General features: G+C 39.3%; 22 protein-coding genes. 5 read left to right on the top strand and 17 right to left on the bottom strand.

Features of this window, described 5'->3' with window-relative positions:
- Positions 1–331: 331 nt before the first annotated feature.
- The 6 genes from F3G70_RS12520 to F3G70_RS11305 form a co-directional block, all read right to left on the bottom strand.
- Positions 332–481: a transposase gene (locus F3G70_RS12520; protein WP_394349330.1), complete on the bottom strand. Its 150-nt coding sequence runs from the start codon at positions 479–481 to the stop codon at positions 332–334.
- A 421-nt stretch (positions 482–902) separates the two neighbouring features.
- Positions 903–1,280 (bottom strand): hypothetical protein, encoded by a 378-nt coding sequence (locus F3G70_RS11325; RefSeq protein WP_149732816.1) that lies wholly within the window; start codon positions 1,278–1,280, stop codon positions 903–905.
- A 468-nt stretch (positions 1,281–1,748) separates the two neighbouring features.
- The gene (locus F3G70_RS11320) at positions 1,749–2,126 is read right to left on the bottom strand and encodes a 30S ribosomal protein S8e (protein WP_149732815.1); all 378 of its coding nucleotides are present in this window, start codon (positions 2,124–2,126) and stop codon (positions 1,749–1,751) included.
- A 164-nt stretch (positions 2,127–2,290) separates the two neighbouring features.
- Positions 2,291–2,665, bottom strand: coding sequence for a hypothetical protein (locus F3G70_RS11315; RefSeq protein WP_149732814.1), 375 nt, complete (start codon positions 2,663–2,665; stop codon positions 2,291–2,293).
- Between the two features lie 34 nt (positions 2,666–2,699).
- On the bottom strand, positions 2,700–2,957 hold the full coding sequence (locus F3G70_RS11310) for a hypothetical protein (RefSeq protein ID WP_149732813.1): 258 nt from the start codon (positions 2,955–2,957) through the stop codon (positions 2,700–2,702).
- A gap of 11 nt (positions 2,958–2,968) precedes the next feature.
- Positions 2,969–3,313, bottom strand: a complete 345-nt coding sequence (locus tag F3G70_RS11305; RefSeq protein WP_149732812.1) for a hypothetical protein — start codon at positions 3,311–3,313, stop codon at positions 2,969–2,971.
- A 194-nt stretch (positions 3,314–3,507) separates the two neighbouring features.
- On the opposite strand from F3G70_RS11305, the gene F3G70_RS11300 reads away from it, so the two are divergent.
- The gene (locus F3G70_RS11300; RefSeq protein ID WP_149732811.1) at positions 3,508–4,191 is read left to right on the top strand and encodes a DNA polymerase domain-containing protein; all 684 of its coding nucleotides are present in this window, start codon (positions 3,508–3,510) and stop codon (positions 4,189–4,191) included.
- On the opposite strand, the gene F3G70_RS11295 is transcribed toward F3G70_RS11300, so the two are convergent.
- The 3 genes from F3G70_RS11295 to pheS are packed head-to-tail and all read right to left on the bottom strand — an operon-like array spanning position 4,192 to position 7,231.
- Positions 4,192–4,890, bottom strand: a complete 699-nt coding sequence (locus tag F3G70_RS11295; protein WP_149732810.1) for a TIGR02253 family HAD-type hydrolase — start codon at positions 4,888–4,890, stop codon at positions 4,192–4,194. It abuts the gene before it with no gap.
- 26 nt (positions 4,891–4,916) lie between these two features.
- The gene (locus tag F3G70_RS11290; RefSeq protein ID WP_149732809.1) at positions 4,917–5,690 is read right to left on the bottom strand and encodes an exodeoxyribonuclease III; all 774 of its coding nucleotides are present in this window, start codon (positions 5,688–5,690) and stop codon (positions 4,917–4,919) included.
- Positions 5,690–7,231 (bottom strand): phenylalanine--tRNA ligase subunit alpha, encoded by a 1,542-nt coding sequence (gene pheS, locus F3G70_RS11285; protein ID WP_149732808.1) that lies wholly within the window; start codon positions 7,229–7,231, stop codon positions 5,690–5,692. The genes F3G70_RS11290 and pheS overlap by 1 nt, the downstream gene beginning before the upstream one ends.
- Before the next feature lie 95 nt (positions 7,232–7,326).
- On the opposite strand from pheS, the gene F3G70_RS11280 reads away from it, so the two are divergent.
- Positions 7,327–8,688, top strand: coding sequence for an MATE family efflux transporter (locus F3G70_RS11280; protein WP_149732807.1), 1,362 nt, complete (start codon positions 7,327–7,329; stop codon positions 8,686–8,688).
- A 1-nt stretch (position 8,689) separates the two neighbouring features.
- Here the strand turns inward: F3G70_RS11280 and F3G70_RS11275 are convergent, their stop codons facing one another.
- The 4 genes from F3G70_RS11275 to hemB form a co-directional block, all read right to left on the bottom strand.
- Positions 8,690–9,418 carry a flavodoxin family protein gene (locus F3G70_RS11275; protein ID WP_149732806.1) on the bottom strand — a complete coding sequence of 243 codons (729 nt, stop codon included), beginning with the start codon at positions 9,416–9,418 and terminating at the stop codon, positions 8,690–8,692.
- Between the two features lie 281 nt (positions 9,419–9,699).
- Entirely contained in the window at positions 9,700–10,323 is a 624-nt protein-coding gene (locus F3G70_RS11270) for a GNAT family N-acetyltransferase (RefSeq protein ID WP_223166086.1), read from the bottom strand.
- Entirely contained in the window at positions 10,324–11,199 is an 876-nt protein-coding gene (locus F3G70_RS11265) for a triphosphoribosyl-dephospho-CoA synthase (RefSeq protein ID WP_149732805.1), read from the bottom strand.
- Positions 11,196–12,200, bottom strand: coding sequence for a porphobilinogen synthase (gene hemB, locus F3G70_RS11260; RefSeq protein ID WP_149732804.1), 1,005 nt, complete (start codon positions 12,198–12,200; stop codon positions 11,196–11,198). Before hemB ends, F3G70_RS11265 begins: the two co-directional genes overlap by 4 nt.
- Before the next feature lie 75 nt (positions 12,201–12,275).
- Between hemB and aroC the strand changes: the two genes are divergently transcribed.
- On the top strand, positions 12,276–13,370 hold the full coding sequence (gene aroC, locus F3G70_RS11255; protein ID WP_149732803.1) for a chorismate synthase: 1,095 nt from the start codon (positions 12,276–12,278) through the stop codon (positions 13,368–13,370).
- Here aroC and F3G70_RS11250 read toward each other — a convergent pair.
- Positions 13,367–14,296 (bottom strand): MBL fold metallo-hydrolase, encoded by a 930-nt coding sequence (locus F3G70_RS11250; protein ID WP_149732802.1) that lies wholly within the window; start codon positions 14,294–14,296, stop codon positions 13,367–13,369. The genes aroC and F3G70_RS11250 overlap by 4 nt on opposite strands.
- Before the next feature lie 10 nt (positions 14,297–14,306).
- Positions 14,307–15,221, bottom strand: coding sequence for an MJ0548 connectase family domain-containing protein (locus F3G70_RS11245; RefSeq protein WP_149732801.1), 915 nt, complete (start codon positions 15,219–15,221; stop codon positions 14,307–14,309).
- A 269-nt stretch (positions 15,222–15,490) separates the two neighbouring features.
- Here F3G70_RS11245 and acs point away from each other — a divergent pair, with 269 nt between their 5' ends.
- Together acs and F3G70_RS11235 are read left to right on the top strand one after the other, a co-directional pair.
- Positions 15,491–17,587, top strand: coding sequence for an acetate--CoA ligase alpha subunit (gene acs / locus F3G70_RS11240; protein ID WP_149732800.1), 2,097 nt, complete (start codon positions 15,491–15,493; stop codon positions 17,585–17,587).
- Between the two features lie 128 nt (positions 17,588–17,715).
- Positions 17,716–18,342, top strand: a complete 627-nt coding sequence (locus tag F3G70_RS11235) for a DUF447 domain-containing protein (RefSeq protein WP_149732799.1) — start codon at positions 17,716–17,718, stop codon at positions 18,340–18,342.
- Positions 18,343–18,369: 27 nt separating this feature from the next.
- Here the strand turns inward: F3G70_RS11235 and F3G70_RS11230 are convergent, their stop codons facing one another.
- Together F3G70_RS11230 and F3G70_RS11225 are read right to left on the bottom strand one after the other, a co-directional pair.
- Entirely contained in the window at positions 18,370–19,341 is a 972-nt protein-coding gene (locus F3G70_RS11230) for an ABC transporter substrate-binding protein (protein ID WP_223166085.1), read from the bottom strand.
- A 488-nt stretch (positions 19,342–19,829) separates the two neighbouring features.
- A partial coding sequence (locus F3G70_RS11225) for an Ig-like domain repeat protein (RefSeq protein WP_188118175.1) occupies positions 19,830–23,320 on the bottom strand: 3,491 nt, incomplete at its 5' end.

Genomic DNA, 23,320 nt, shown 5'->3' with positions numbered 1-23,320 from the left:
TATCAATAGGCGTTTAAAGTCGTTGATAAACTCCAATTCTTTATTGTAGATAAAACGATATATTCCAATATTAGACTCAACAGCACTAATATTAACAATCTTTTCACCTTTATCATTCATATCTGCTTTTGCAGGATAAATCCTAACCTCAATATTCTCTTTGACAACATTCATACGAATTTAAAACCACCATATTCTTTTTTTTTATAAATGAGTACAATATAATAAATTATTTTTTTTATAGAGTAATAAAATTTCACCTAGAGTGCTTGATAAGTATTATACACAGTACAAATAAATAATAATATTTAGTTATTTTTCTCTTTGCCTTTCAATATATTTTCGTATAGTTTCTATATTTGCTCCAACCAGACGTAGTGATAAAATAACCTGTTTTCCAAAAAGCACTCTTCCAAAGAAACCTTTTAATACCAGGATAATCTCTTTTAATAATCCTGCTGCTAGAAGTTTTATAATGCATTAATAAACCTAACAAGATTGGTACTAGGCATAGCATCAAATAGTATATGAATATGATTCAGCTTCCCAATTTAGACTCCTCAACCCTTAACACCATACTTACCACCAATATCTGAAAATATAAACCATCAAAGAATCAAAAATATCCTGATCAATCACTTTCCTACGATATTTAACAACCAACACCAAAATGAAAAGTTAACTTGTATACCGAATGCTGATTCCTATCCAAATCACTACTCATAAATAGCTAATATAAACAAATAAATATTTAAAACCACCTATTACAAACGTATACCAATACAAGCACACTATAAAAAAAAACACACACCCCATCGCACAATTCATCCCCAACCTAAGAGAGGTGGAGTATTCTTGCTAATATTATGATAAAATTTAGTCCAATCAGTCCCTTTCCACATTTAATCCACCACCAAAAATAATGTATATACATCCCTTGTTAAATCTTCACAAAAAATAATTTCTAAATTAATATCTTTTATTTTTTGAAAAGTTACTGGATTAAACTCTTCTTCACCAGTCTGGACAATGATTAAAATTTGGTCTAAAGGTTCTTCTGGATCTTTAAAGAATTCCAGAACACAATCGAAATCAGGAAAATACTTTTCAATCATTGGTTTAACGGTGATTAAACCTTCAACTAAACCTTCGTGGATTTTACAAAAATCGAGGATTTCTTTAGGATTAGGTATATCGTAGTACTTGTAAAGTTCATTGAATTCATCAGTTGATATTTCAGATATTGGTGTAATAACTTCTTTAGTAATTCCATTTGCCATTTTAACAAACTCCAATGGTTAATAAATTAAATATTTTTCAATACCCTAATTGAAAAATTAACTATGATAATATATGATTTTAAAGCATATAAAGCTTTCTATAATCCCTAATCAGAAAATAAAAGGTTAATATAAACGATTATAACCAATTATTGTTAATTAATATATATTAGATTAATTAATTACATTATCTAAAGAATTTGATTGATATTAATTTTAATAATTCGAAGCTAATACAGAAATCAGGACATTACACTTGAAATATAACTAAATAAATGATTTTTTAAAAAAATACTTATAAGATATTAAATCAAAATAAAGTTAATTTATACAATTATAATCAAAATAAAGTATTATACAAGTATTATTATGTTTAAAAACATAAATTAATTAATAAGAAAATAAAACAATAAATTAGTAGAATAATTTCAAGTATAAAAAAAGAGAAATAAAGATAAATTAATATCTTTAGATTAAAATTCCGTTAACAACGCCATCCTGACCAGGTCTGGATGTTACTTTAGCATTACCTTCAGGAGTTTCTACAACAGCACCTTTGGTAATGATATTCCTTCTTACGTAGTTAGGGTTTGCGTCGTTTTCGATTACTCCTAAAATATCGGTAACTTGGGTTTTACCGGTTTTAACATCGGTTAAATTGATTTTGTTGGTGGTTGCTAATCTGAGCTTTTCGTTTCCACCGCGAGTACGGATTTTTCTTAATTTCTTTTCATCTACCCTAGTTTCAGCTGGGTCTCTTCCTAATTCTGATTTTCTTTTTCCACGGTTTGCAACGTTTCTTGCACCTGATGGACTTCTAGTTGATTTTCCTTGAGAAATTGCCATTATTTCACCTAATAAATATAAATAATTAATTAATAATCGCTGCCATTAAGTCTCTTTTCAGTAAACTGTTGGACAAGAAAAATAACAATTTACATTATGAGAGCAAAAAAGAGTCCTTAATGAATAATGATAATAAAATATTTCTTTATCATTATATATAAACTTTATTTTTTTGAAGGATTTTGGCCTTCATCCTTGACAAATGAAAATTTTAGATTGCAGTTTGCACAGTAAAAATCGTCAATAAGCGCACTTCCGCAAACAGGACACTTGTCAGGTGTTGTAGATAAATACAAAAATCCCTTGTTATTTGGCGTTTTATCAGGAATTATAGGTTCAGGATCTTTAAAAACTTCTGTTGTTTTTGATTTGGCAAGTATCTCATCAACAATTCTATCGAAATCATCTTCAGTAATTTCACCGTCTTCACTGGCTGACAGAATTCTTTCAATATCCTCATCACTGATCTTGTCGCCCAAAACGTCCTTTAACAGGTCAACCAAATCGTTGTCTTCGATATAATATTCTTCCTCTTGCATCAATTAATAGTATGTGGATAATAATTAATATTATTTATCCACAAATATCTTTCGGCTCGATTCTTTCAAGGTATTCGTCCGGAATCATTTCATCATCGACATAGCTTAAATCGATTTTATCCTCGGGGAAATCCGGTATAAAATCATCGGGATTGTCGTAGATGTAATCTGAAATGTTTGACTTCAGATTGGCGATTATTTCGTCAACGTCGATTTCATCGAGCTGATCCTCGTACTCATAAACGATTTCCTCTAAAACCTCATCCGGCAGGTCATTCAAGTAATTATTCATTCCAAAACCTCCTAGTTTGCTCTCATCACACAGTCGATGTCGGGAATGTTGAAATAATTCCCGGATTTTGAGGAGTAAATCCTCTCATCGGCTATGAAGAGTTCAAAGTCTATTTCTTCCTTGCTGCATTTAAGAGATATTGCCACGTTCGGATCTTCCAAAATGCTTTTCTTTACGTTCAACACGTTTGACGCATCACCGATGAAGAATGAAACAGGCAAATTGTTTATATCTGTGCTTAAAAACACGCCGTTTGATATGTCATAATTTGCAACATATCCCTTCTTATCAGATAATTTACAGACAAAAGTGTCATTTTTTTCATCGTAAGTGGATATTAACTCTTTGGATGTCATAATATCAAACCTCTACGAATACTTTATACATCAAACAATATAAAGCAAATCCTAGAGCGTTTGAGAAGTAATCCATTTGTTTAATAAGGAAATAATTATTTAACAGGGAAATAGAATTGTCCTCACTCCTAAGAATTGTCCTCACCGAAAAAGTATTTTAAATATTATTGTCAAAAATATAATATGGTGTTTGTGTGTGCAAGGAAACGAAAGAACAACTGGAACTGGAAGCTGAAATCAAATCACAGGCTCATGAATTTTTAAAGTACCTCAATTCGACGTTGCCTGAAAGCATGGAGCTTGAATATGAAGGCTTTTACAGAAGAGGCTTTTTTGTAACCAAAAAGAGATATGCCGTTATCGAAGACGGCGAGATAATAGCCAAAGGCCTTGAACTGGTCAGAAGGGACTGGGCTCCAATCGTTAAAAGAACACAGGAAGCCGTGCTGATGGCAATCTTAAAAGAAGGGGATTCCCAGAAGGCCATCGATGAGGTTAAAAAGGTATTGAAAAGAATAAGAAAGGGTGACGTTGAACTTAAGGAGCTGATTATTCACACACAGATAAACAAGCCGTTAAGCGAATACAAGCAGGTTGGGCCTCACGTCGTGGCCGCACAGATTATAGAGGACCATGGAATCAAGGTTACCAAAGGAACCATCATCCAGTACATCATAAAAAAAGGAAAAGGTTCAATAAGCCAGAGGGCGGTTCCCTATGAATACAGCGAAGGCATTGCCTACGACAAGGACTACTACATTAACAACCAGATAATTCCCGCCGTCGGACGTATCATGGAGCCTTTGGGATACTCAAAAAAGGATTTGCAAGACCTGTCTGTCGGTGAAAAACAGCAAAGCCTTGACGCATTTTTCTAGCTATAAAATCGTATTGACATCACCAATATTATCGATAATTGTTATATCCAGCTGTTCCTGTCTTATGTATTCCCTGTCATCTTCGGTGACATCGGAATTGACAAGAATGGCGCTCATTCCAGCATTGACCGCACCCAGGGCGTCTTCACGGAACTTGTTTCCAATCATTACTGACTTTTCAGGATCTCCCTTCATTTTCCTTAAAGCAACATCATAGATTAATTTATCCGGTTTTTTGCGCCCGACCTCTTCGGAGGTGATTACTTCATCGAAAAATGAATAGATGTTTAAACGGACGAGCTTTTCCCACTGCTTTATGGTGATACCGTTTGATATTACGGCCAGCCTATATCCCTGGCTTTTCAGATAGATTAAAGTGTCCGTGGTTTCTGCAAAAGGTCTTAAAAGAGCCATTTTTACGTTGTGATAGGTAATCATTCCCAAAGCAACGAGCATCGGGTCTTCATGGCCCAAAACAACCTGAGTCAATACGTTGAAGTGCTTTCCATAGTTTGATCCCTTTTCACGGATGATTGTTTTTAAAACACCGTAGGCTTCATCCTTATCCAATGGAAGTCCGTTGTCAACCATCAGTTCAATAGCTGCCTTTCTTGCAGTCTGCGCAAATGCGGAAGTATCCAAAAGCGTATCATCCACATCAAAAAATACTACACGATTTTCCTCTTCATTTCTCAACATTTTTTTACCCCCTGCTATTAATCATTCTAGAAATCCAGCTCCAAAGTTACAGGACAGTGGTCTGAACCGTAAATGTCGCTCAATATGGAAGCTGACTTAACATTATCCTTAATTTCCTCATTCACATAGAAATAATCCAGTCTCCACCCGGCGTTCCTGTCACGTGCTCGGGTACGGTAGCTCCACCAGGTGAAATTGTTCTCTCCCTCGTCAAACATTCTGAAAGTGTCAATGAATCCTGCCTTTTCAAGCTCGTCAAGCCATGCGCGCTCTTCGGGAAGGTATCCTGACTTTCCTTCACAGTTTTTCGGATTGTAAACGTCAATCGGGTGGTGGGCTATATTGTAGTCTCCGGTGATTACGAGGTTCTTTCCCTGAGCCTTAAGCTCTTTCAGTTCGGCCAATAAAGCATCGCAGAATGCCACCTTAAAATCAAGGCGCTTTGCATTCATTCCGCTGTTCGGGAAGTAGATGTTATACAGAATAAAGTCATCGTATTCTATTTTTAAAACCCTTCCCTCGCTGTCGAACTCTTCGATTCCCAGTCCATTAGTGACATTGACCGTTTTGATTTTTGAGTAGGTTCCAACGCCGCTGTAGCCTTTCTTTTCGGCTTCGATGAAATGGGATTCGCAATCTTCAAGGTTAGCCAATCTCTTTGGAATGTCCTTTTTCGTGGCTCTCACTTCCTGGAAGTTAATGATATCTGCGTCGGTGTTTTCAAACCAGTCCCAGAACTCTTCCTTTTTGGATACTGCCCTTATTCCATTGACATTCCATGAAACCAGCTTTATTGTCATTAGAGTTTCACCCCGTCATCCAGTTTCAGTTCGCGAAGCCATTTGATGTCGCTTTTGTAAAGCATACGGATATCGGATACATCATATCTAATCATTGCAAGCCTTTCAATACCCAAACCGAATGCCAGTGCAGGCTGGTTGATTCCCAATGGCTTTAAAACTTCCGGGCGGAACATTCCGGCTCCTCCAAGCTCAATCCAGCTTTCCTTTTCCTCCAGATAGATTTCAGTTTCTGTAGATAAATAAGTGTAAGGGAAGTAGGCAGGACGGAACCTGACCTCGAATCCTAGTTTCTTATAAAATTCCTTCAATGTACCTAAAAGATTCTGATAGCTGATATTTTCATCACAAACGAGTCCTTCTACCTGATGGAACTCAGGCAAATGCTTGTAATCGAAAGTCTCTCTTCTGAAAACCCTTCCGACTGAAAACATCTTGATTGGAGGCTCATGCTCATAAAGGTGCTTTGTTGAAATTCCGGTCGTATGGGTTCTTAAAACACTCTGGCGCGCAATGTCTTCACTCCAGTCGTACTGCCAGCCGATAGAACCCGTTCCACCACCGGTTTCATGGGTTTCGGCCGTTAACTTAACCAGTTCCTCATCAGGCAAATCGCAGGTTAAAGGATTCTTGAGATAGAAAGTGTCCTGCATTTCACGTGCTGCATGATCTTGAGGCTGGAAAAGTGAATCGAAATTCCAGAACGCAGATTCGACATATTCCCCGTTGTCTTCTGAAAATCCCATGTTTAAAAATATTTCACGAATTTCATCGATGATGACCCTTAACGGATGCTTTTTGCCCGCAAATATTACAGGAGCTTCTGCGTTAATGTCATATGGACGGTACTGAAGGCTTTTCCACTCACCGTCTTTCAATTGCTGGTGAGTTAATTGGGTAGCCTGCTTTTGGATTATAAAACCGTGATTCAATATTTCTTCACCTTTCGGAAGGATTTTAAAGGAATGTGAGGCTTCCTTTTTAATGTTCAAAATGTTTTTTCTTCCAGTTAATTTATTGAATCCTTCAAGCAAGTCGTCAGTGAACAGCTTTACTCCGTCAGCATTGGCCTTTAAATATTCCAGAACCTTTTCATCAACGTCCATCTTTGAAACAAAGTCATTACCAAAATCGGTGATGTTGACAACACCCTTATCAATTTGAGCCCATTTCTTTCGGCGAAGCCATCCGATTGCAATTCCAGTTTCCTTTTTGTCGATGCCCGCTTCATCGGCCAGGTCTTTCATGTCGATACGTTTCTTGCTTGCCAGAACATCGAGTATTTTCCTTTCCGGAAGTCCCTCTTCGGCATACTTGAGCCCGTCTTCGGTGAGGGAATAGGTTTCCTCAACTTTCTTGTCAACTTCAATAATGTCTTTAGAAGCAAGTGAACCTGCTGCGCTCATAACTGATTTTATGTCCATGCCAGTATTTTCAGCTATATCTTCAGGAGCAGCCTGAGGGTTAGCCTCTAATTCTTTTAATAACATTTTTTCATAAATATGTAATTCATTAATGGTTTTTTCAATATCCTCACTCATTTAAACACCATCTTAATGTAATCATTAATAATAATATAATATATATTTGAATATGTTAATAAATATATTGTAAAAATCAAGAAACTGGGATAAAAATGGAGAAAACTGAAGATATTGATTTGATAGTTAATCACCCGAAAAAGGCAATAAACAAGCTGGCAATTCCAATCATCATAAGCAACCTGTTCATGGTTTTAAACAATATTATCGACGGAATTTGGGTTGCGGGGCTTGGAGCCGGCCCTCTGGCTGCGGTGGGTTTTGTAACTCCAGTATTTCTGGCATTCGTTGGATTTGCAAACGGCCTTGGAGCTGGAGCAAACAGCCTCATAGCAAGATATATCGGAGCCGAAAAGTATGAGGATGCCGGAAACAGCGCAATACATTCCATAATATTAAGCATTATCGTAACAGTGATATTTACTGCATTTATTCTTGTGATTTTAAAGGATTTGCTCATTAGGATGGGTGCAGCCGAAGTCATTGGACTGACTTTAGATTACGGATATATCGTTCTTGGAGGAGTCTATTCCGTCTTTATCCCTGCAATGATGTCTGCGATATTCCGCTCACAGGGTGAAATCAAAAGGGCATCCTACCCTCTGATGTTTACGGCGATTTTCAACATGATTTTGGACCCGATTTTCATCTATGTCCTGGGATGGGGCATAACCGGAGCGGCAATAGCTACCGTGATTGCTGCAACACTTCCGATGATTGCGATGATTTACTGGATGTTTATAAAGCAGGACAGCTTTCTTCAAATCAAACTGAGCGAATACAAAAGGGACATAAACATCTACAAGGACATTCTCGTTGTGGGAATTCCCGCAAGCCTAGAGCAGTTCATCATATCCTTCAATTCAATTTTAATGAATTACTGGCTCACCATTCTTGTGGGAACCATAGCAGTTGCAGCATATACAGCAACGTGGAGACTGGTGGCCGTTGGAATAGCACCATTAATCGGTATCGGCGTGGCCAGCCTGACCGTTGGAGGAGCGGCCTACGGAGCTCGAAACTACGACAACATGAAAACCGCACTTAACTACGGCATTAAACTGGGTTTGATTTCATCAATCGTTATTTGCGCAACATTCTTTATATTTGCAGAGCCTTTCTCCTACGTATTTTCATATTCAGCAGACAGTGCGATGCTTTCAGAAAGAGTGGCCGAAGCAATCAGAATCTTATGTTTCTTTTTACTGCTGATGCCTTTAGGAGTAATAGCCGGAAACCTATTCCAGAGCATGGGAAAAGGAACGATTTCACTGATATTGACAATATTAAGGGCGTTTCTCCTGGAAATCATATTTGCAGGACTTTTCGGATTTGTCTTTAACTGGGGTGATGTTGGAATATACGCAGGTCTTGTCTGCGGAATGGCTGTCGGATCACTAATCAGTTACCTCTACATCAATTACTACCTGAAAAAGCACAGGGATTACTTTAAATGAATCAAAACATTCTTTTGAATATTCTAAAAATGATTTTTGAGTAGAGTTTTTTTACAATATTCAGATTGGCTTCCTGGCCGTAATCCTGATTGATCAAACCTGTCGAAGTCCAAAATTCATTATCTGCCTTGATTGGCTCTTCAACATAGTTCATTGCCTTCCAGGCTGCAAAATAGGTAACGTCACCAAATGAAGGAGAGTGCAGCTTTTCTGATTCCACATCACGGAAGAATTTCTCGGCGGTTTTGACATATCTTGAGGTGTCAACGGATTCCTCTCCGCCCAAAGCAATTGATATCTTATAGACCTTATTGACTCCCCAATGCCTTAATGTTTCATCAATATAGCTAGCCACTTTCTTATGACCAGCTCCGGCAGTAGTAACAACGACCAGCGCCTTTTTTGTAAAGAACTGCGGCCTGTGATAGAAATAAGCGGTATGGTCAAGGAAGTTCTTTAAAAGAGAAGTAACATTCAGGGCGTAAACCGGTGAAGCGATAATGATTCCATCGCACTGCCTGATTTTTTCAACTATCGGATTGACTTTACTGAAATGAGGGCATGTACTTTCTCCTTCAACAAAACAGTTAAAGCATCCTATGCAGAACGGAATCTGCTCTTCGATCAAATGGATTTCTTCAAACTCAGCGTCAAAATCACTTATAAGCTGTTTTACTGCACCGTATGTATTTTTTCTTCTTGGAGAACCGTTAATTATTAAGTATTTCATCTTATCACTAGTTAATTGTAAATTACTGAAAAATCATTGAAAATAAGAAAAATAATTATAATTATATTAAAAAAATCAATGACCAAATGCAGAACTACCTAAATAATTCCACAAATGACTCGTAGACATTGATTAAACCCATGGTTATGTTTTAGTGAAAAAAATTCACAAAATGGAATTTAATTAAAAATTCTCTAATAAACATTATTGTAGAACATCATATATAAAAATTGTGCATGGAAATATTAACACAAATCATTTCAAGAAATACCAGTCATTATTTATTCAAGCTGAGCATCCAAAACCAACTTTTGCCTATATTCAAAATTCTTATCAAATTCATCGGCGTCATCTGCATTAACGTCAAATACCTGAGGGTTATGAAATATCGTCCGTTTATTTAATATTTTACTTTCATCAAATACCTTAATCATGAAAAATGGACAGTCCTGTGAAGTGTCTGTTCCGTCCAGATAAATATCATATCCTGATGCTGATACAAAGCCGAATCTGTGATAATAGCTTTCATCACCTATGACAAAGACAAATGGAATTCCCTTACTTTCAGCCAATCCCAGAGTGTATTCTATAAGGCAGGAGCCAAGGCCACGCTTTTGATAATCCTTATGAATAGCTACAGGCCCCAATACAACCGCATCTCTTTTTTCATCACCATAATCAAGGAATCCCTTCGAATAATTAATGTGGCCGATTATCTGACCGTCACATTCAATGACGTAGGCCAAATCGGCAATAAAAGAGTCATCGTCTCTTAAGTTATGGACGATGTAGTGTTCAAATGCGCCGGGGCGATATACGTTCCAGAAGGCATCCCTTACAAGGTTTTCAACTTCAAGATAGTCCTTTTCGGATTCCAGTCTTATATTAATGTTATTTTCCCCCATTCAGAAGTGAGTTTTCAGATTGCTCACGAATATTGACGCTGCAGTCAAATCTGCTGTTGTGCCTGGATTGTAATGGTTTTCAAAGAGATAATCGTCGAATTCCTGAAGCTTAACATCAAAATCGTCCGCATCCTTTAACTTAAGCAGATCCCTTGTCATCAGAGATATTTTCATGGCCTCATCTGAACCGTACTTTCTTGAAATGAGCGTGTCGGGCACTTGAGAAAGAATCGTCAGAAACGTCAGCACGCAGGCGTCGTTTAGGGATTTTTCCTCTTTCAGCTTGTGATATGTCGGATAGCCAATTTCAAAAACTGCAGGCATATCGAAGGTCATTTCACGGGCAAGCATGTCCCATGGTGCTGAAATCTTTAAAACATCATACATGGTCTGCTTATTTTCTCTAAGTTCATTCTTGGCATTGTCCGATGCGACGTCATATTCGTCCTGGTCTCCCATTCCCCCGGCATCAGCAATGTTAATCGCATCATACAAATCGCATGCGTCATCCACAGAGGTATTTGCCATTAATTTAACAATATTTGGACGGATTTCATCAAAGTCATCGCTTATTGCAGCTGCAGCTGCAATCGGCGTTATCATCATGACGATTCCCAGATTCGTGTTGTTTTTAATCCACCTGTCGGTTTCATCAACCGCTTCGAGGATGTATCTGCCCAGCTGAGGATTTTCAACGTCAACGTCCGTTGTTGCCTTTCTTATTGTGTCTCCAATTACAATCCCGCTTATTACAAAGTCCTCAAAGACCATGTCGTCATAGTCACGGGTTCTGTGAACATTTCCCGGCTTAGGATATCCGCTTACCTCCAGCGCTGATGCTATCTGGGCTATCTTTGCAATCTCTTCGCTTTTCACTCTATCATGTCCCCAAAAAGAACTTTAGGCGCAAAATTCGTGATAATCAAATCCGCTCCTGCCCTTTTGATTGAAAGCAGACATTCCATTATTGCCCTTTCGGTTAAAAAGCCTTTTTCAATGGCTGCCATAATCATTGCATACTCTCCGCTTACATTATATGCAACCAATGGGAGCATGAATTCGTCCCTTACCGTCCTTACGACGTCAAGATAAGGCAGGGCAGGCTTTACCATTAAAAAGTCGCATCCTTCAATGACGTCCAGCTCGCATTCACGGATTGCTTCTGCTGCATTTGCAGGATCCATCTGATAGCTTTTCCTGTCTCCCTTGTGTGGTGATGAGCAGGCCGCCTGGCGGAACGGCTCGTAGAATGCTGAAGCGTATTTTGCGGAATAAGACATTATCATGACGTTATAAAACCCGTTTTCATCAAGAGCTTGCCTTATGGCGCCGACCCTTCCGTCCATCATGTCTGAAGGGGCCACTATGTCTGCACCGGCACGTGCGTGGGATAAGGCGACCTTTGCGATGTATTCAAGGGACTCGTCGTTTAATATCTCGATTCCGTCATCGGTATCGTCATTTTCGACAATCATTCCGCAGTGGCCGTGTGAAGTGTACTGGCATAAGCACACGTCGCTTATTACAACCAGATTGGTCTCTTTTTTAAGCTCACGGATAGCTTTCTGGACGATTCCTGTATCGGCATAGTCCGGCGTGGCTATCTCATCCTTTTCATCCTCCGGAGGAATTCCGAAAACGATTATTGACCTTAATCCCTTTTCCTCCAATTGCTTTGCAAAGGCAACACCGCTTTCAAGAGAGTATCTGTATTCTCCCGGAAGGGATGAGATTTCCTCTTTTTCATCACCCGTAAGTTCCTGCTTAAAGTAAATCGGATAAATCAGATCTTCCTTTTGAAGCTTTGTTTCACGTACAATGTCACGGATTTTAGAATTTTTCCTTAATCTTCTCATTCTTGTAATTGGAAACTGCATTTTAATTCACCTTGATATAATCTTTTCACATTAATAAGATAAATTAATTATGGTTAACTTACAAAGGATAATATTATGTCTAATAAAATTGGGGAAAAGTTTCAAATAACAAGTTTCGGTTCAAGTCACGGAACAGCCGTCGGTGCAGTCATTGACGGATGTCCTGCAAATCTTGAACTGAGCAGTGAAGATATTCAAAAAGAGCTGGATAAAAGAAAGCCTGGAACGAGCAGCGTTACTACACCCAGAAAGGAAGCCGATGAGGTTCAAATTTTATCCGGAATCTTTGAAGGAAAGACCGACGGAACGCCTATAACCGGAGTGGTTTTCAACAAGAACCAGCATTCAAAGGACTATTCAATGTTTAAGGACACTCCACGCCCTTCACACGGAGACTTTGGCTGGATGAGCAAGTACGGAAACTACGACTATAACGGAGGCGGCCGTGGAAGCGGCAGGGTAACAATCGGCCACGTTATCGGAGGTGCCGTTGCCAAAAAGCTATTGAAAACACACAACATTGAAATAGTATCTCACGTTGTTCAAATCGGTGACGTCAAGGCACGAAAGATGTCATTTGACGAGATAAAGGAAAATATTGAAAGAAATCCCGTTCGCTGCGCCGACCTGAAGGCGGCCGAAGAGATGGAAGAATTGATACTGGCCAAAAAGGTGGATGGAGACTCCGTCGGTGGAATAGTTGAAACGATTGCAGTTAACGTTCCCGCAGGTCTTGGCGAGCCTGTCTTTGAAAGGCTTGACGGTGATCTGGCAAGGATACTGATGAACATAGGCGCCGTCAAGGGCGTTGAAATCGGCCTGGGCTTTGAAGTTGCCGATAAGTCAGGAAGCGAAATCAACGACGAATACTTAATTGAAAATGATAAAGTAAAAACTAAAACAAATAATTCAGGCGGAATAATCGGCGGCATGACTAACGGAATGCCTATAGTTTCAAGAATTGCGGTTAAGCCAACCCCTTCAATTTCAAAATGCCAGTCCTCAGTTGACATTTCTAAAATGGAAAACAAAAAAATAGAGATTAAGGGAAGGCACGATCCGTGCATCTGCCCTAGGGTAACTGTCGTAAGCGAATCATCAACCGCCATAGTGCTTGCAGACCACATGATTCGTTCGGGATTCATCCATCCGAGCAATCTTGAAAGCTAATTCCTTTTTCTTCGAATCATCGTGAATTCGTCGCTTTCCCCATTTTTAGCCGCAAGCTTGCTTGCGTTTTTGCGCTCGAACCTTGACAGGTTGCTGTTTGAACCGTGATATGGAGCATCAACGTCTTTTAGGGAAACTATACGTGCCCTTGCGGGATTGTTGTAGTTGATGTCAAGTGACAGCCCGTCAAATGCGGCCAAAGTCTTTACGCCCGTTATGCGAGTAATCTTTTTAGCCTCACCGATAGGATTGTTTGAAATCATCTTAAGGCCAAGATGGGTCATGATTGCCAGCTTTGGCTTGATTTCCTTAATCATTCTGATAAATCCGCTTGTGCATAAATGCCCCTTTATTGCCTTTCCTCCCGGACGCAGTACGCTGCATATCAGGATGTCGGCATTCTCATGGGCCTTGGATAATTCAGGAAAATAAGCGGTATCCGAAGTGTATGAAATCTTAAATCCTTTGTAGTCAATCTGGAAACCTACCCCTACGGGGTCTCCGTGAACGGTTGGGGTAGCCTTCAAAAGGCAGTTGTCGAAATACCTGATGTCATCCTTTTCGACTTCCAGAATGTTTGATTTTGACTGGTGATACTTTGAAATGCATGGTCCCCATTCCTTATAACCTGACAAAACGCTTTTGGAAGCTATAACGTGACCCTGTTCCTGAGTCATTCCATTCGTCATCGCTTCGATTAATATCTCGGCGTCGTTGTAATGGTCAGTATGGGCGTGGGAAACGAAGATTCCATTTATGTTTCTCGGATCGAGGCCGAACTGGTATGTTCTAACCAATGCGCCAGGGCCGGGATCGATATGGTAATTCTTTCCTCCAAGATTGTCGATTCTGAATCCGCCCGTCATTCTTCTCTGGTTTATGGCAGAAAATCTTCCTCCGCCGGTTCCCAAGAATATCAGCTTCATTTATAATTCCTCATAGTGAACACAGGATAATATCACATGTCAATGGGGAACTGTTCTTCTTAAGACATAAGACCTCGTCTTTAATAACGACCTTGTCGCCGATTTTAATGTCATCGCTTGTGGAAAACATGATGACCTTCTGGTTAGGGCCTGCCAGAGGCTTCCAGTTAAAGTTAAACGCCTGAGTAGAGTCGTTAAGCCTGACTTCAACCATCCTGCCGTCGATTGATTCCACCTTGCCTATTGCACCGTCGTTGATGATTTTATTGGCCAGCTGGATTTCTCTGGTCTTTTCAATCATCTCTTCAGTAAGCTGCTGGCGGTATTTGGTTAAAACCTTAATGTCCGCATCGATAGTAATGTTAAGATGCTTTTGAGCCTCTGAAGGAGTAAAATTAGGTTGCTGAATCAGAATGTCAAAACTCTTTCCTATTGTAGGAGTCTTCTGGGAGATTTCCGTTAATATGTCTTCAAAGATTTCACCCATCAGCCTTAAGCTGTGGGAAGCTTTCCATCTTCTTTTAATTAACGTTTCAGCCTGTTTTTTGGCGAAATCGTTTCCGAATAAAATAATGCCCTTTTCGCCGGCCTGACGTGATTTGGTCTCGGAGCCTATAAGCTCTACAACCTGATAACCGTTCGTGGTTCCGTAAATACGTTTCCTTTTTGTTTCATGAGTTCCCTTGGTACTTACTTCGCCCCTGATGGTATTGCCTACAATCCTTAACTTATCGGCATCATCTGTTAGTTTGATTGGAACATCGAGTTCTCTTGATCTTATTAAAAGTTCTTCATCAGTTGTGATACTTCCATCGTACAATTCGTCTTCTAGTGCCTGCCTATTTGTCCCGAAATAAGCTATTCTTCTTTTGTCACTGGCCATTACACAGCCTTTCTTTCCAACATACGCTATGATTAAACTCATAATCCTCCTCACTTTTAATCAAATTTTATGAAATATTTATATATAGTTATATGAATTCTAATATTAAATCATTTTCATATGACCCTGTAAAATTTCATATTCGACTATTCAAAAAATCATTTAAAATAAATTAAATTAATTTATAAGGCTTTAAAATTAATTTTTATCAATATATTTATATAATAATAAAAGTAAATATTTAAACATAAATAATTGTTAATTATTTATCATTATAAATTAGATGTTAAATATTAAAGGAGAAAATTTATATGATAGATCTCAATAAGATGTTTAAACCTGAATCTGTGGCCGTTATCGGAGCCTCAAACACACCTGGAAAAGTTGGATACATCATTGTAGACAATTTAATCAACGACGGATTTGAAGGTGCAATATACCCTGTAAATCCGAAAGGTGGAGAGATTCTAGGTAAAACAGCATATGCAAGCATAAAAGACATTCCTGAAAAAGTGGATTTGGCAATAATCACCATCCCGTCAGTTTTCGTTAACGATACCGTACGTGACTGTGGTGAAGCCGGCGTTGAAAACCTTGTTGTAATTACTGCCGGTTTCAAGGAAGTAGGTGAAGAAGGAGCCAAACTGGAAGCGGAACTGACCGCACTCGGAAAGGAATACGGAATAAACATAATCGGACCAAACAGTCTGGGAATCACGGACTCACACACACCGCTGAACGGTTCATTTTCACAAATGATGCCACCAACCGGAAACATTGCATTCATCTCACAGAGCGGAGCAATGATGGTGGCTATTATCGACTGGAGTATCACTTCAGGAATCGGATTCAGTAAAGTAATCAGTCTCGGTAACAAGGCAGGAGTCAATGAAATCGAACTGCTCCAGTATCTGGCCGAAGACGATGAAACAAACGTAATCATCTGTTATCTCGAATCCATTTCAGACGATGACGACTTCGTGAGAACCATGAGGGAAACCGCAGTCAAAAAACCTATTATCATTCTTAAATCAGGTTCCTCATCAGCAGGAGCACAGGCAGCATCCTCACACACCGGCGCACTTGCCGGAAGTGATCTTGCATTCGACACCGCATTCGGACAGTCCGGAATCATGCGTGTTGAAACCATGGCCGAACTCTTCGATATAGGTCTTGCATTCTCCAAAGCACCTCTTCCTGAGGGAAGCAACGTTGCAATCATTACAAACGCCGGAGGAGGCGGAGTACTGACCGTGGACGCAATGGAAAAGGTAGGATTGGACCTTGTCAAATTCGATGAAGAAACCACCAAAAGACTTAAGGATTGCATTCCAGATGAAGGAAGCGCTAACAACCCTATCGACGTATTGGGTGACGCTCCGGTCAACAGGTATCAGGAATCACTCGACATCGTACTTCACGACGAAAAGGTTGACAGTTTAATCGTTATGGTATGTCCTACCGCTTCAGCAGACCCTGACGGAATCGCACAGGCAATACTTGACGGAAGAAAAGACTCCAAAAAACCTATCATCGTAGTCAACATGGGCGGTCCTACATTTGAAAACGCAAATGAGGTTTTAAGAGAAAACAACATTCCTACATACGTTTTCCCTGAAACCGCAGTACAGGCATTATCCGCAATGACCAACTTCGCAAAGCTTGGCGAAAGGAAATACGATGACGTTGTCGAAAACATTAATGATGTGGACAAGGATGCAGTTAAAGCCATTTTCGATAAGGTTAAAGCCGACGGAAGGGACACCCTTTTAGGAAGCGAAGCCTACGCTGTAGCTGAAGCATACGGAATTTCAGCAGCACCTATCAAGCTATCAACTTCCGCTGATGAAGCGGCTGAGCTTGCAGAGGAAATGGAATTCCCTGTAGTTCTTAAAATCGCATCAGACAAGATATTGCACAAGTCAGATATCGGCGGAGTAAAGGTTGGAATCGCAACTCCTGAGGAAACCAAGGCAGCCTATGATGAAATCATTGCAAACGCAAAGGCAGCACACCCAGACATCGTGCCTGACGGCGTTGAAGTTCAGAAAATGATGGAAACCGGTCAGGAAGTTATTGTCGGTATGATAAAGGACAAGCAGTTCGGACCTATGATTGCATTCGGTATGGGCGGAATCTACGTCAATCTCATTGAAGACGTATCATTCAAGCTGGCCAAAGGCCTGTCCTCCCAGGAAATCGATGAGCAGATCAATTCCACAAAGGTTTCCAAATTGCTTGAAGGATACAGAGGCGAAGCAGCCTGTGATATCGACGAAGTAAAAGAAGCAGTCAAAAGGGTAGCCAGATTAACCCTGGACTTCCCAGAAATATCCGAGCTTGACATCAACCCAATCTTTGTTTACGAAGAAGGCTCAAGCGCACTGGATATCAAAATCAAATTATAATTTCTCTTCGCGAGAAATTAACTCATTTTCTTTTTTTATTTTAATGGCATTAACGATTAATTATATTGATAGTTTTATCTGATTAATTGAAATAATTGATTACAGATTTAAATTAATGAAGCGATATTATGAAATACGACTTAACGAGCATCGGCATATATACTCACCAGCAATACGAATGCATTTATACCACAATTGATTCTCAAAAAGAGAAGAATGCCGGCGCATTTGCATTCATTTATCTCGGCGACGATAAGGTAATGTGCAGAATATTTGAAGGGTCAAAAACCCTTAAAAACATTCAGGAAACAAGAGAATATGTAGTTAACGTTACGCAGGACCCTATGGTGTTTACAGCATCAACGATAGATAAGCTTTCAGACGAATACTACACCGACGATGAGGACATCGCAATTTTAAAGGACGTTCCTTCATATATGGTTATAGGCGTTGACGAGATTGAAATGAAAACACCTGAAGATTTCCCGATTAAAAACGATGCAAACATCTACTTCATTTACGGAACGATTAGGGACTTTGTCATAAATGACCCCTCAGTAAGGCCGTTCAACAGGGGCTTTTCAGCGCTTATCGAGTCACTGGTCAATGCAAGCCGCTGCAAGATCGTTGACGGCGAAAAAAGAAAATACTACCTGGACCGCCTTGAGGAAAACAAGAGAATCATAGACAAGGTGTCTGATGAAAACACCAAAAAAGCGATGGATTTAATAGTAAAAGAATATGAAAAGAACTGATTTTAAAAAATGAATTAAAGGGAGGAATTATTTTCCTTCCCAGAATAATTTTTCATGAGGTATGGTATTGTTTAAAATACCTAAATCCACTTCCAATTTCATGAAAGAGTCCACACTAGCTTTGAAATCGTTATCTAAACCTGAAATGAATGGGAAGCTCATTAATGAATTTGCTTCAACGGTTTTATTGGAAACAATATCATCAGGTAAAAGGTCAACTACAGCGCTTGTGTTGTTCTGGACGTTGTCGTTGATGAATTTGGTTGCGTTTTCGTGGATTGATGCAATGGTTTTAACGGTATCCGGATGCTTGTCAATCAGGTCCTGTGATGCTACAACAACACAGCATGGGTGGTTAGGCAACATTTCATGGGATGTTACTAAAACCTTGTTTCCTGAAGCTTCAGAGGAGCTTACGAATGGCTGGAAAGTTACACCAGCATCAATAGTGTTGGTATTGATTGCATCGTTGATTGAAGGGGTTTTCATTGCAGATGAGTTTACATCATCAATCTTTAAATTATTGGCTTTTAAGTAATAATTTAAAAGTACATATTGAATAGATGCTTCACCTGGAGTTGCAACGTTTTTACCAGATAAATCAGCAGCTGATGAAATTCCGGATTGATTTGATACGATTATTCCACTACCTTCTGTTTGAGCAGCGGAAATGATTTTTACAGGAACGCCTTTTTCAACTGAGGACAATACAGGAGAGATACCGACATAACCGACATCAACTTTTCCACTTGCCATAGCAGTCATAAGGTCTCCACCGTTATTGAACTGAACAAGTTCAACAGTAATATTATTTGCTTTGTACAAACCTTGCGCATCAGCGACGAATAATGCTGCGTCGTGATCGGAAGGTAAATAACCAATACTTATCTTATCTGAGTTTCCTCCTCCCAAAAAGTCGAACATGCCGGCACTGACAGTTCCGACAGCGAGTAATGAAACTAAGACGATTGCTAAAATAACACCTATCTTTTTATTCACTTTATCACCAAAATTTTTATAACAATAGTTATATTTTTTTACATATTTAACCGTTTGGTCGAAACATGCCAAAAAAATACAAAAAGGAATCCCTTAACAATAGTATTACTTTTATGAGTATATAAACTTAGTGACTTGAAAATTTGGGAAAAAAATTAAAAATTTTCCAATGAATTGGATAAATGATGAAACAAGGCCATAAAGCAGTTTTTTTGAATCCGACATTATACTTGCAAAATTATCAAGTGCATTGTAATCATGACTGAACTGATCTGGAAATTCCTATGGAAAAACAGCAGCTGATTTTGAATCAATATACTTGAAGGAATGATTGATAATATTAATGCTTATTGAAAAATCTGATAAAATAATTACCCAATCAGTTAATTACATTGATGTTAGTTAATGAAATGATACGATGGTCTTGTGACATCTACATGAAGTGGTTAATTTTTAAAAAAATAAGTAAAAAATAGAGAAGTTAATCTCTATTTCGCAAGTATTGTTTTAATAACACTGGCAGTTTCGTACGTTGCCTTAATCAAGTGTTTTCCGGCCTGCAGGTTAAGGGTAACTTTGGCATCACCGTTGCTGTCAGTAACAGCGCTGTAGGTATTGCCGTAATCCAGGACAAATTCAATGGTCTGTCCGGCATAAGGATTTCCTTGACCGTCAAGCAGGTGTGCCTTGAAGACAAAGTCAGATCCTGCGGAAACTTCCATATTGTCTGCAAAGAGTATTGGCAGTACAACGATATGGTTGCTTTCGGCACAGTCCTTGTAGTATGTAGTAATGATGTATGAGTCCGGAAGGAGATTTATGTTCAATGTAGCGTAACCGTTTTCATCGGTCGTTCTGGTGTAGATTACACCATGGATATTGAATGTAACCTCTTCGCCTGCTCCTACAGGATTACCGTCATCGCCTAATATTCTGACTGAGAACTGGCTTGCGTTTCTGTAGTATTTCGTCAAGTCGTGGTTTTCAACGATACGTGAAATAACTTCGACGGTATTCGTTCTCATTTCACCGGTAACCGGATTGATTGCAGTTAAAATGTATTCGCCCTCTTCAAGGTTGATGTTGAGTTTTGCAACTCCGTTTCCATTGGTCGTTCTGGTGTAGAATACACCGTGGATGTTGAATGAAACATCAGTGTTGACAAGTGGGTTTCCTTCGCCGTCCAGGAAGAGTGCGTAGTATTGGGTTCCGTTTCTGAATACCTTGAATACGTCATTTGCATAGATTGTAGGAAGCACATCAACGATAGCTACAGTACCGGTTGCCTCGAACTCGTCATTGCCTTCGAATATGACTGAAACAGTGTAGTTTCCGCTGTTGAGGTTCAATGCAAGTGAAGCGACACCGCTTTCATTAGTGTATCTTGTGTATGTGATACCGTTAATGATAATTGATATCGTTGCGTTTGCAACTCCCTTGCCTTCTAAATCAACGAGATATACATAGAATCTTTCAGGACCGGAGAAGTATTTGGTTACGTCCGGAGCACTGATGATTGCCATGTTTTCAACGTAAATCTCCATATCGGTTACTCTAGGAGCGTATTTGTCGTCACCATCGTAAATGAGCGTTACGTTATGATATCCAGGAGTCAAGTCAGCATCATAAACGTTGACCGTACCGTTTACAATTTCACCGGTGAAGGTTTTTCCTTCAATTTCCAGTGTCACATTGCCCGTTGCATCCTCAGGAAGATGCACGGTAATGTTTTTGACTTTGTTGGTAATGTATGCAGGATAGTCAACAACTTTTGTTACTTCAACGAATGCTGTTGTACTGTTTGCGCCGTATTCTTCGCTTCCTGCGTATTTGGCAAGAATCATGTAACTTCCGACATCCAATCCTGAGACTGAGAATCTTGCAATTCCTTCGGATACTTTGGAGGAGTACTCTTTGCCGTCAATCGTAATCGTTACGTTGTCTGTAATTTCACTGTCAACAACGACAAGAACCGTCAGATTTTCTCCAAGCACTATGCTGTGTGAGATGATTGTGATTGGAGTAGGATCTGGGTTGTAATGCAATTCAAAGCTGGTTGTGTTTTCCACAGATTCCCATTCGCCGTCATCGTATTTAACAGTAACAGTGTAATCACCGTTTTCTAAACCGGTTAATTCAAGTGAACCTTTACCGTCGGTTACGTTTACGTAGTATCCCTTGTCGTTAACGTCAACCAGTACGATTCCGTTTACGCCTTCAGGCATTTCAACTGAGATAACAGCAGTGTCTTTGCTTGTAGTTACATTAATGTCAACGTAGTTTTTGAGCTTGCTGACATCAAATGAAGCACTGTCGGTTTCGTTTGCAAGGTATTTGTCGTCACCTGCGTAAGCTGCCTTTACGGTGTATGTGCCGTTTTCTAAACCGCTTAATGTTAAGGTAGCTTTATTTCCGCTGATTGGAGCTGAATATTCAACACCGTTTACTGAAATAATTACGCTTCCTGTAGCGTCATCAACGTTCAGGGTTACCGTAATGATCTTGTCTTCACCGACAATGATATCTCCTCCTACGTCAAGGGTCAATTCGATGTCGTTTTTGATTACATTGAATGTTGCGCTTGACTCGGATGCAAGATACTTGTCATCTGCTGCGAGTTTTGCAACAACGCTGTATGATCCTTTAGCCAATCCGTCAGGGATTGTTACCTTGTTGTCTTTTACAGCGTATGATTGGCCGTTGATTGTAACCGTGACTTCACCTGTTGAATTTACAGGAGTGAGTGCGATTACGATTTCAGATCCGACAGTGTATACGTCATCTACCTTGATTTGTATGTCTGAAGCGTATTTGATTACACCGAATGTTGCAGTTGCACTTGAAGCTTGATAATATTCATCTTCAGCCAGGTTGGCAACAACAGTGTAAGTGCCTTCAGCCAATCCGCTTGGAATAGTTACCTTATTGTCTTTTACAGCATATGATTCGCCGTTTATTGTAACAGTGACATTACCTGTTGAATTTACAGTAGTTAAGGTAATTACAATAGCATCGCCGACATGATAAACGTCATTTACGTCTATTGAAATGCTTGAAGTTGGTTTAACACTGACAGTTACGTTGTAGCTTGCAGTTTCGCCTGCAAATCCTTCGTATTTGCCGTCACCGGAGTAGCTTACGGTTACTGTTTTCTCGCCAGGAGTTGTTTCTTCGTCTAAAACAATAACTGCTTTGCCATTTTCAACTTTAGCCGTTTTGTTGCCGACCGTTACGGTACCTTCAGCATCAGATGGCAGTATTACGGTTACGGTTGAAGTTCCGCCAACAACGGCATCGGAAGCGATTACAGTGAAGTCATAAACTGAAACTTTATTTACTTCAATTTCATGATCAGTATTTTCACTAGCATCATATTTATCATCACCAAGATATTTGACGATGATTGGATAAGTATCATTAACCAATCCTGATACATAAACTGTAGCTTTAGAATCTACTAGACCAACACTTTGAGTTTCACCATTAACAGTCACGTTAACAACACCAGTAGCACCATCAGTAACAGTGATTAAGATTTTAGCTATTTCACCTACCTCAATAGGAGAATCAACATTCACATCAACACTAGTAGGAATAAGATTAACTTCGAAATCTACAGCATCAGAAGTTTTGCTGACGTACTTATCATCACCAGGATAAGTCGCAACAACCTCATGATTTCCTTTAGTTAAATTATCTAAGTGTAATTTAGCTTGACCATTAGTAGCATTAGCATAATAACCAATGCCATCAACATCAATAAGCACAGGACCTGTTATTACATCAGCAGGCACACTTACAGTAATGTCAACAGAAGTTCCATCCACAACTGCATCAACATCAATACCATAATCATCAACTCTAGGAATATCTATGACAGTTGTATTGGAAACAGAAGCATACTTATCATCACCAGAGTAATTTACTTCAACAGCATGTTTACCCGGTTCTAAATCAGAAATATCCACAACAGCCTTAC

The organism is Methanobrevibacter millerae, from assembly GCF_900103415.1.
GTDB classification, from domain to species: Archaea; Methanobacteriota; Methanobacteria; order Methanobacteriales; family Methanobacteriaceae; genus Methanocatella; species Methanocatella millerae.
Note: the sequence above shows the minus strand (reverse complement) of the source record. Positions and strands in the feature narration are given on the sequence as shown.

Coding starts and splice junctions, on each gene's coding strand:
- F3G70_RS12520 (WP_394349330.1), bottom strand. CDS start 481: ATGCATTATAAAACTTCTAGCAGCAGGATTATTAAAAGAGATTATCCT.
- F3G70_RS11325 (WP_149732816.1), bottom strand. CDS start 1,280: ATGGCAAATGGAATTACTAAAGAAGTTATTACACCAATATCTGAAATA.
- F3G70_RS11320 (WP_149732815.1), bottom strand. CDS start 2,126: ATGGCAATTTCTCAAGGAAAATCAACTAGAAGTCCATCAGGTGCAAGA.
- F3G70_RS11315 (WP_149732814.1), bottom strand. CDS start 2,665: ATGCAAGAGGAAGAATATTATATCGAAGACAACGATTTGGTTGACCTG.
- F3G70_RS11310 (WP_149732813.1), bottom strand. CDS start 2,957: ATGAATAATTACTTGAATGACCTGCCGGATGAGGTTTTAGAGGAAATC.
- F3G70_RS11305 (WP_149732812.1), bottom strand. CDS start 3,313: ATGACATCCAAAGAGTTAATATCCACTTACGATGAAAAAAATGACACT.
- F3G70_RS11295 (WP_149732810.1), bottom strand. CDS start 4,890: ATGTTGAGAAATGAAGAGGAAAATCGTGTAGTATTTTTTGATGTGGAT.
- F3G70_RS11290 (WP_149732809.1), bottom strand. CDS start 5,690: ATGACAATAAAGCTGGTTTCATGGAATGTCAATGGAATAAGGGCAGTA.
- pheS (WP_149732808.1), bottom strand. CDS start 7,231: ATGAGTGAGGATATTGAAAAAACCATTAATGAATTACATATTTATGAA.
- F3G70_RS11280 (WP_149732807.1), top strand. CDS start 7,327: ATGGAGAAAACTGAAGATATTGATTTGATAGTTAATCACCCGAAAAAG.
- F3G70_RS11275 (WP_149732806.1), bottom strand. CDS start 9,418: ATGAAATACTTAATAATTAACGGTTCTCCAAGAAGAAAAAATACATAC.
- F3G70_RS11270 (WP_223166086.1), bottom strand. CDS start 10,323: ATGGGGGAAAATAACATTAATATAAGACTGGAATCCGAAAAGGACTAT.
- hemB (WP_149732804.1), bottom strand. CDS start 12,200: ATGCAGTTTCCAATTACAAGAATGAGAAGATTAAGGAAAAATTCTAAA.
- aroC (WP_149732803.1), top strand. CDS start 12,276: ATGTCTAATAAAATTGGGGAAAAGTTTCAAATAACAAGTTTCGGTTCA.
- F3G70_RS11250 (WP_149732802.1), bottom strand. CDS start 14,296: ATGAAGCTGATATTCTTGGGAACCGGCGGAGGAAGATTTTCTGCCATA.
- F3G70_RS11245 (WP_149732801.1), bottom strand. CDS start 15,221: ATGAGTTTAATCATAGCGTATGTTGGAAAGAAAGGCTGTGTAATGGCC.
- acs (WP_149732800.1), top strand. CDS start 15,491: ATGATAGATCTCAATAAGATGTTTAAACCTGAATCTGTGGCCGTTATC.
- F3G70_RS11235 (WP_149732799.1), top strand. CDS start 17,716: ATGAAATACGACTTAACGAGCATCGGCATATATACTCACCAGCAATAC.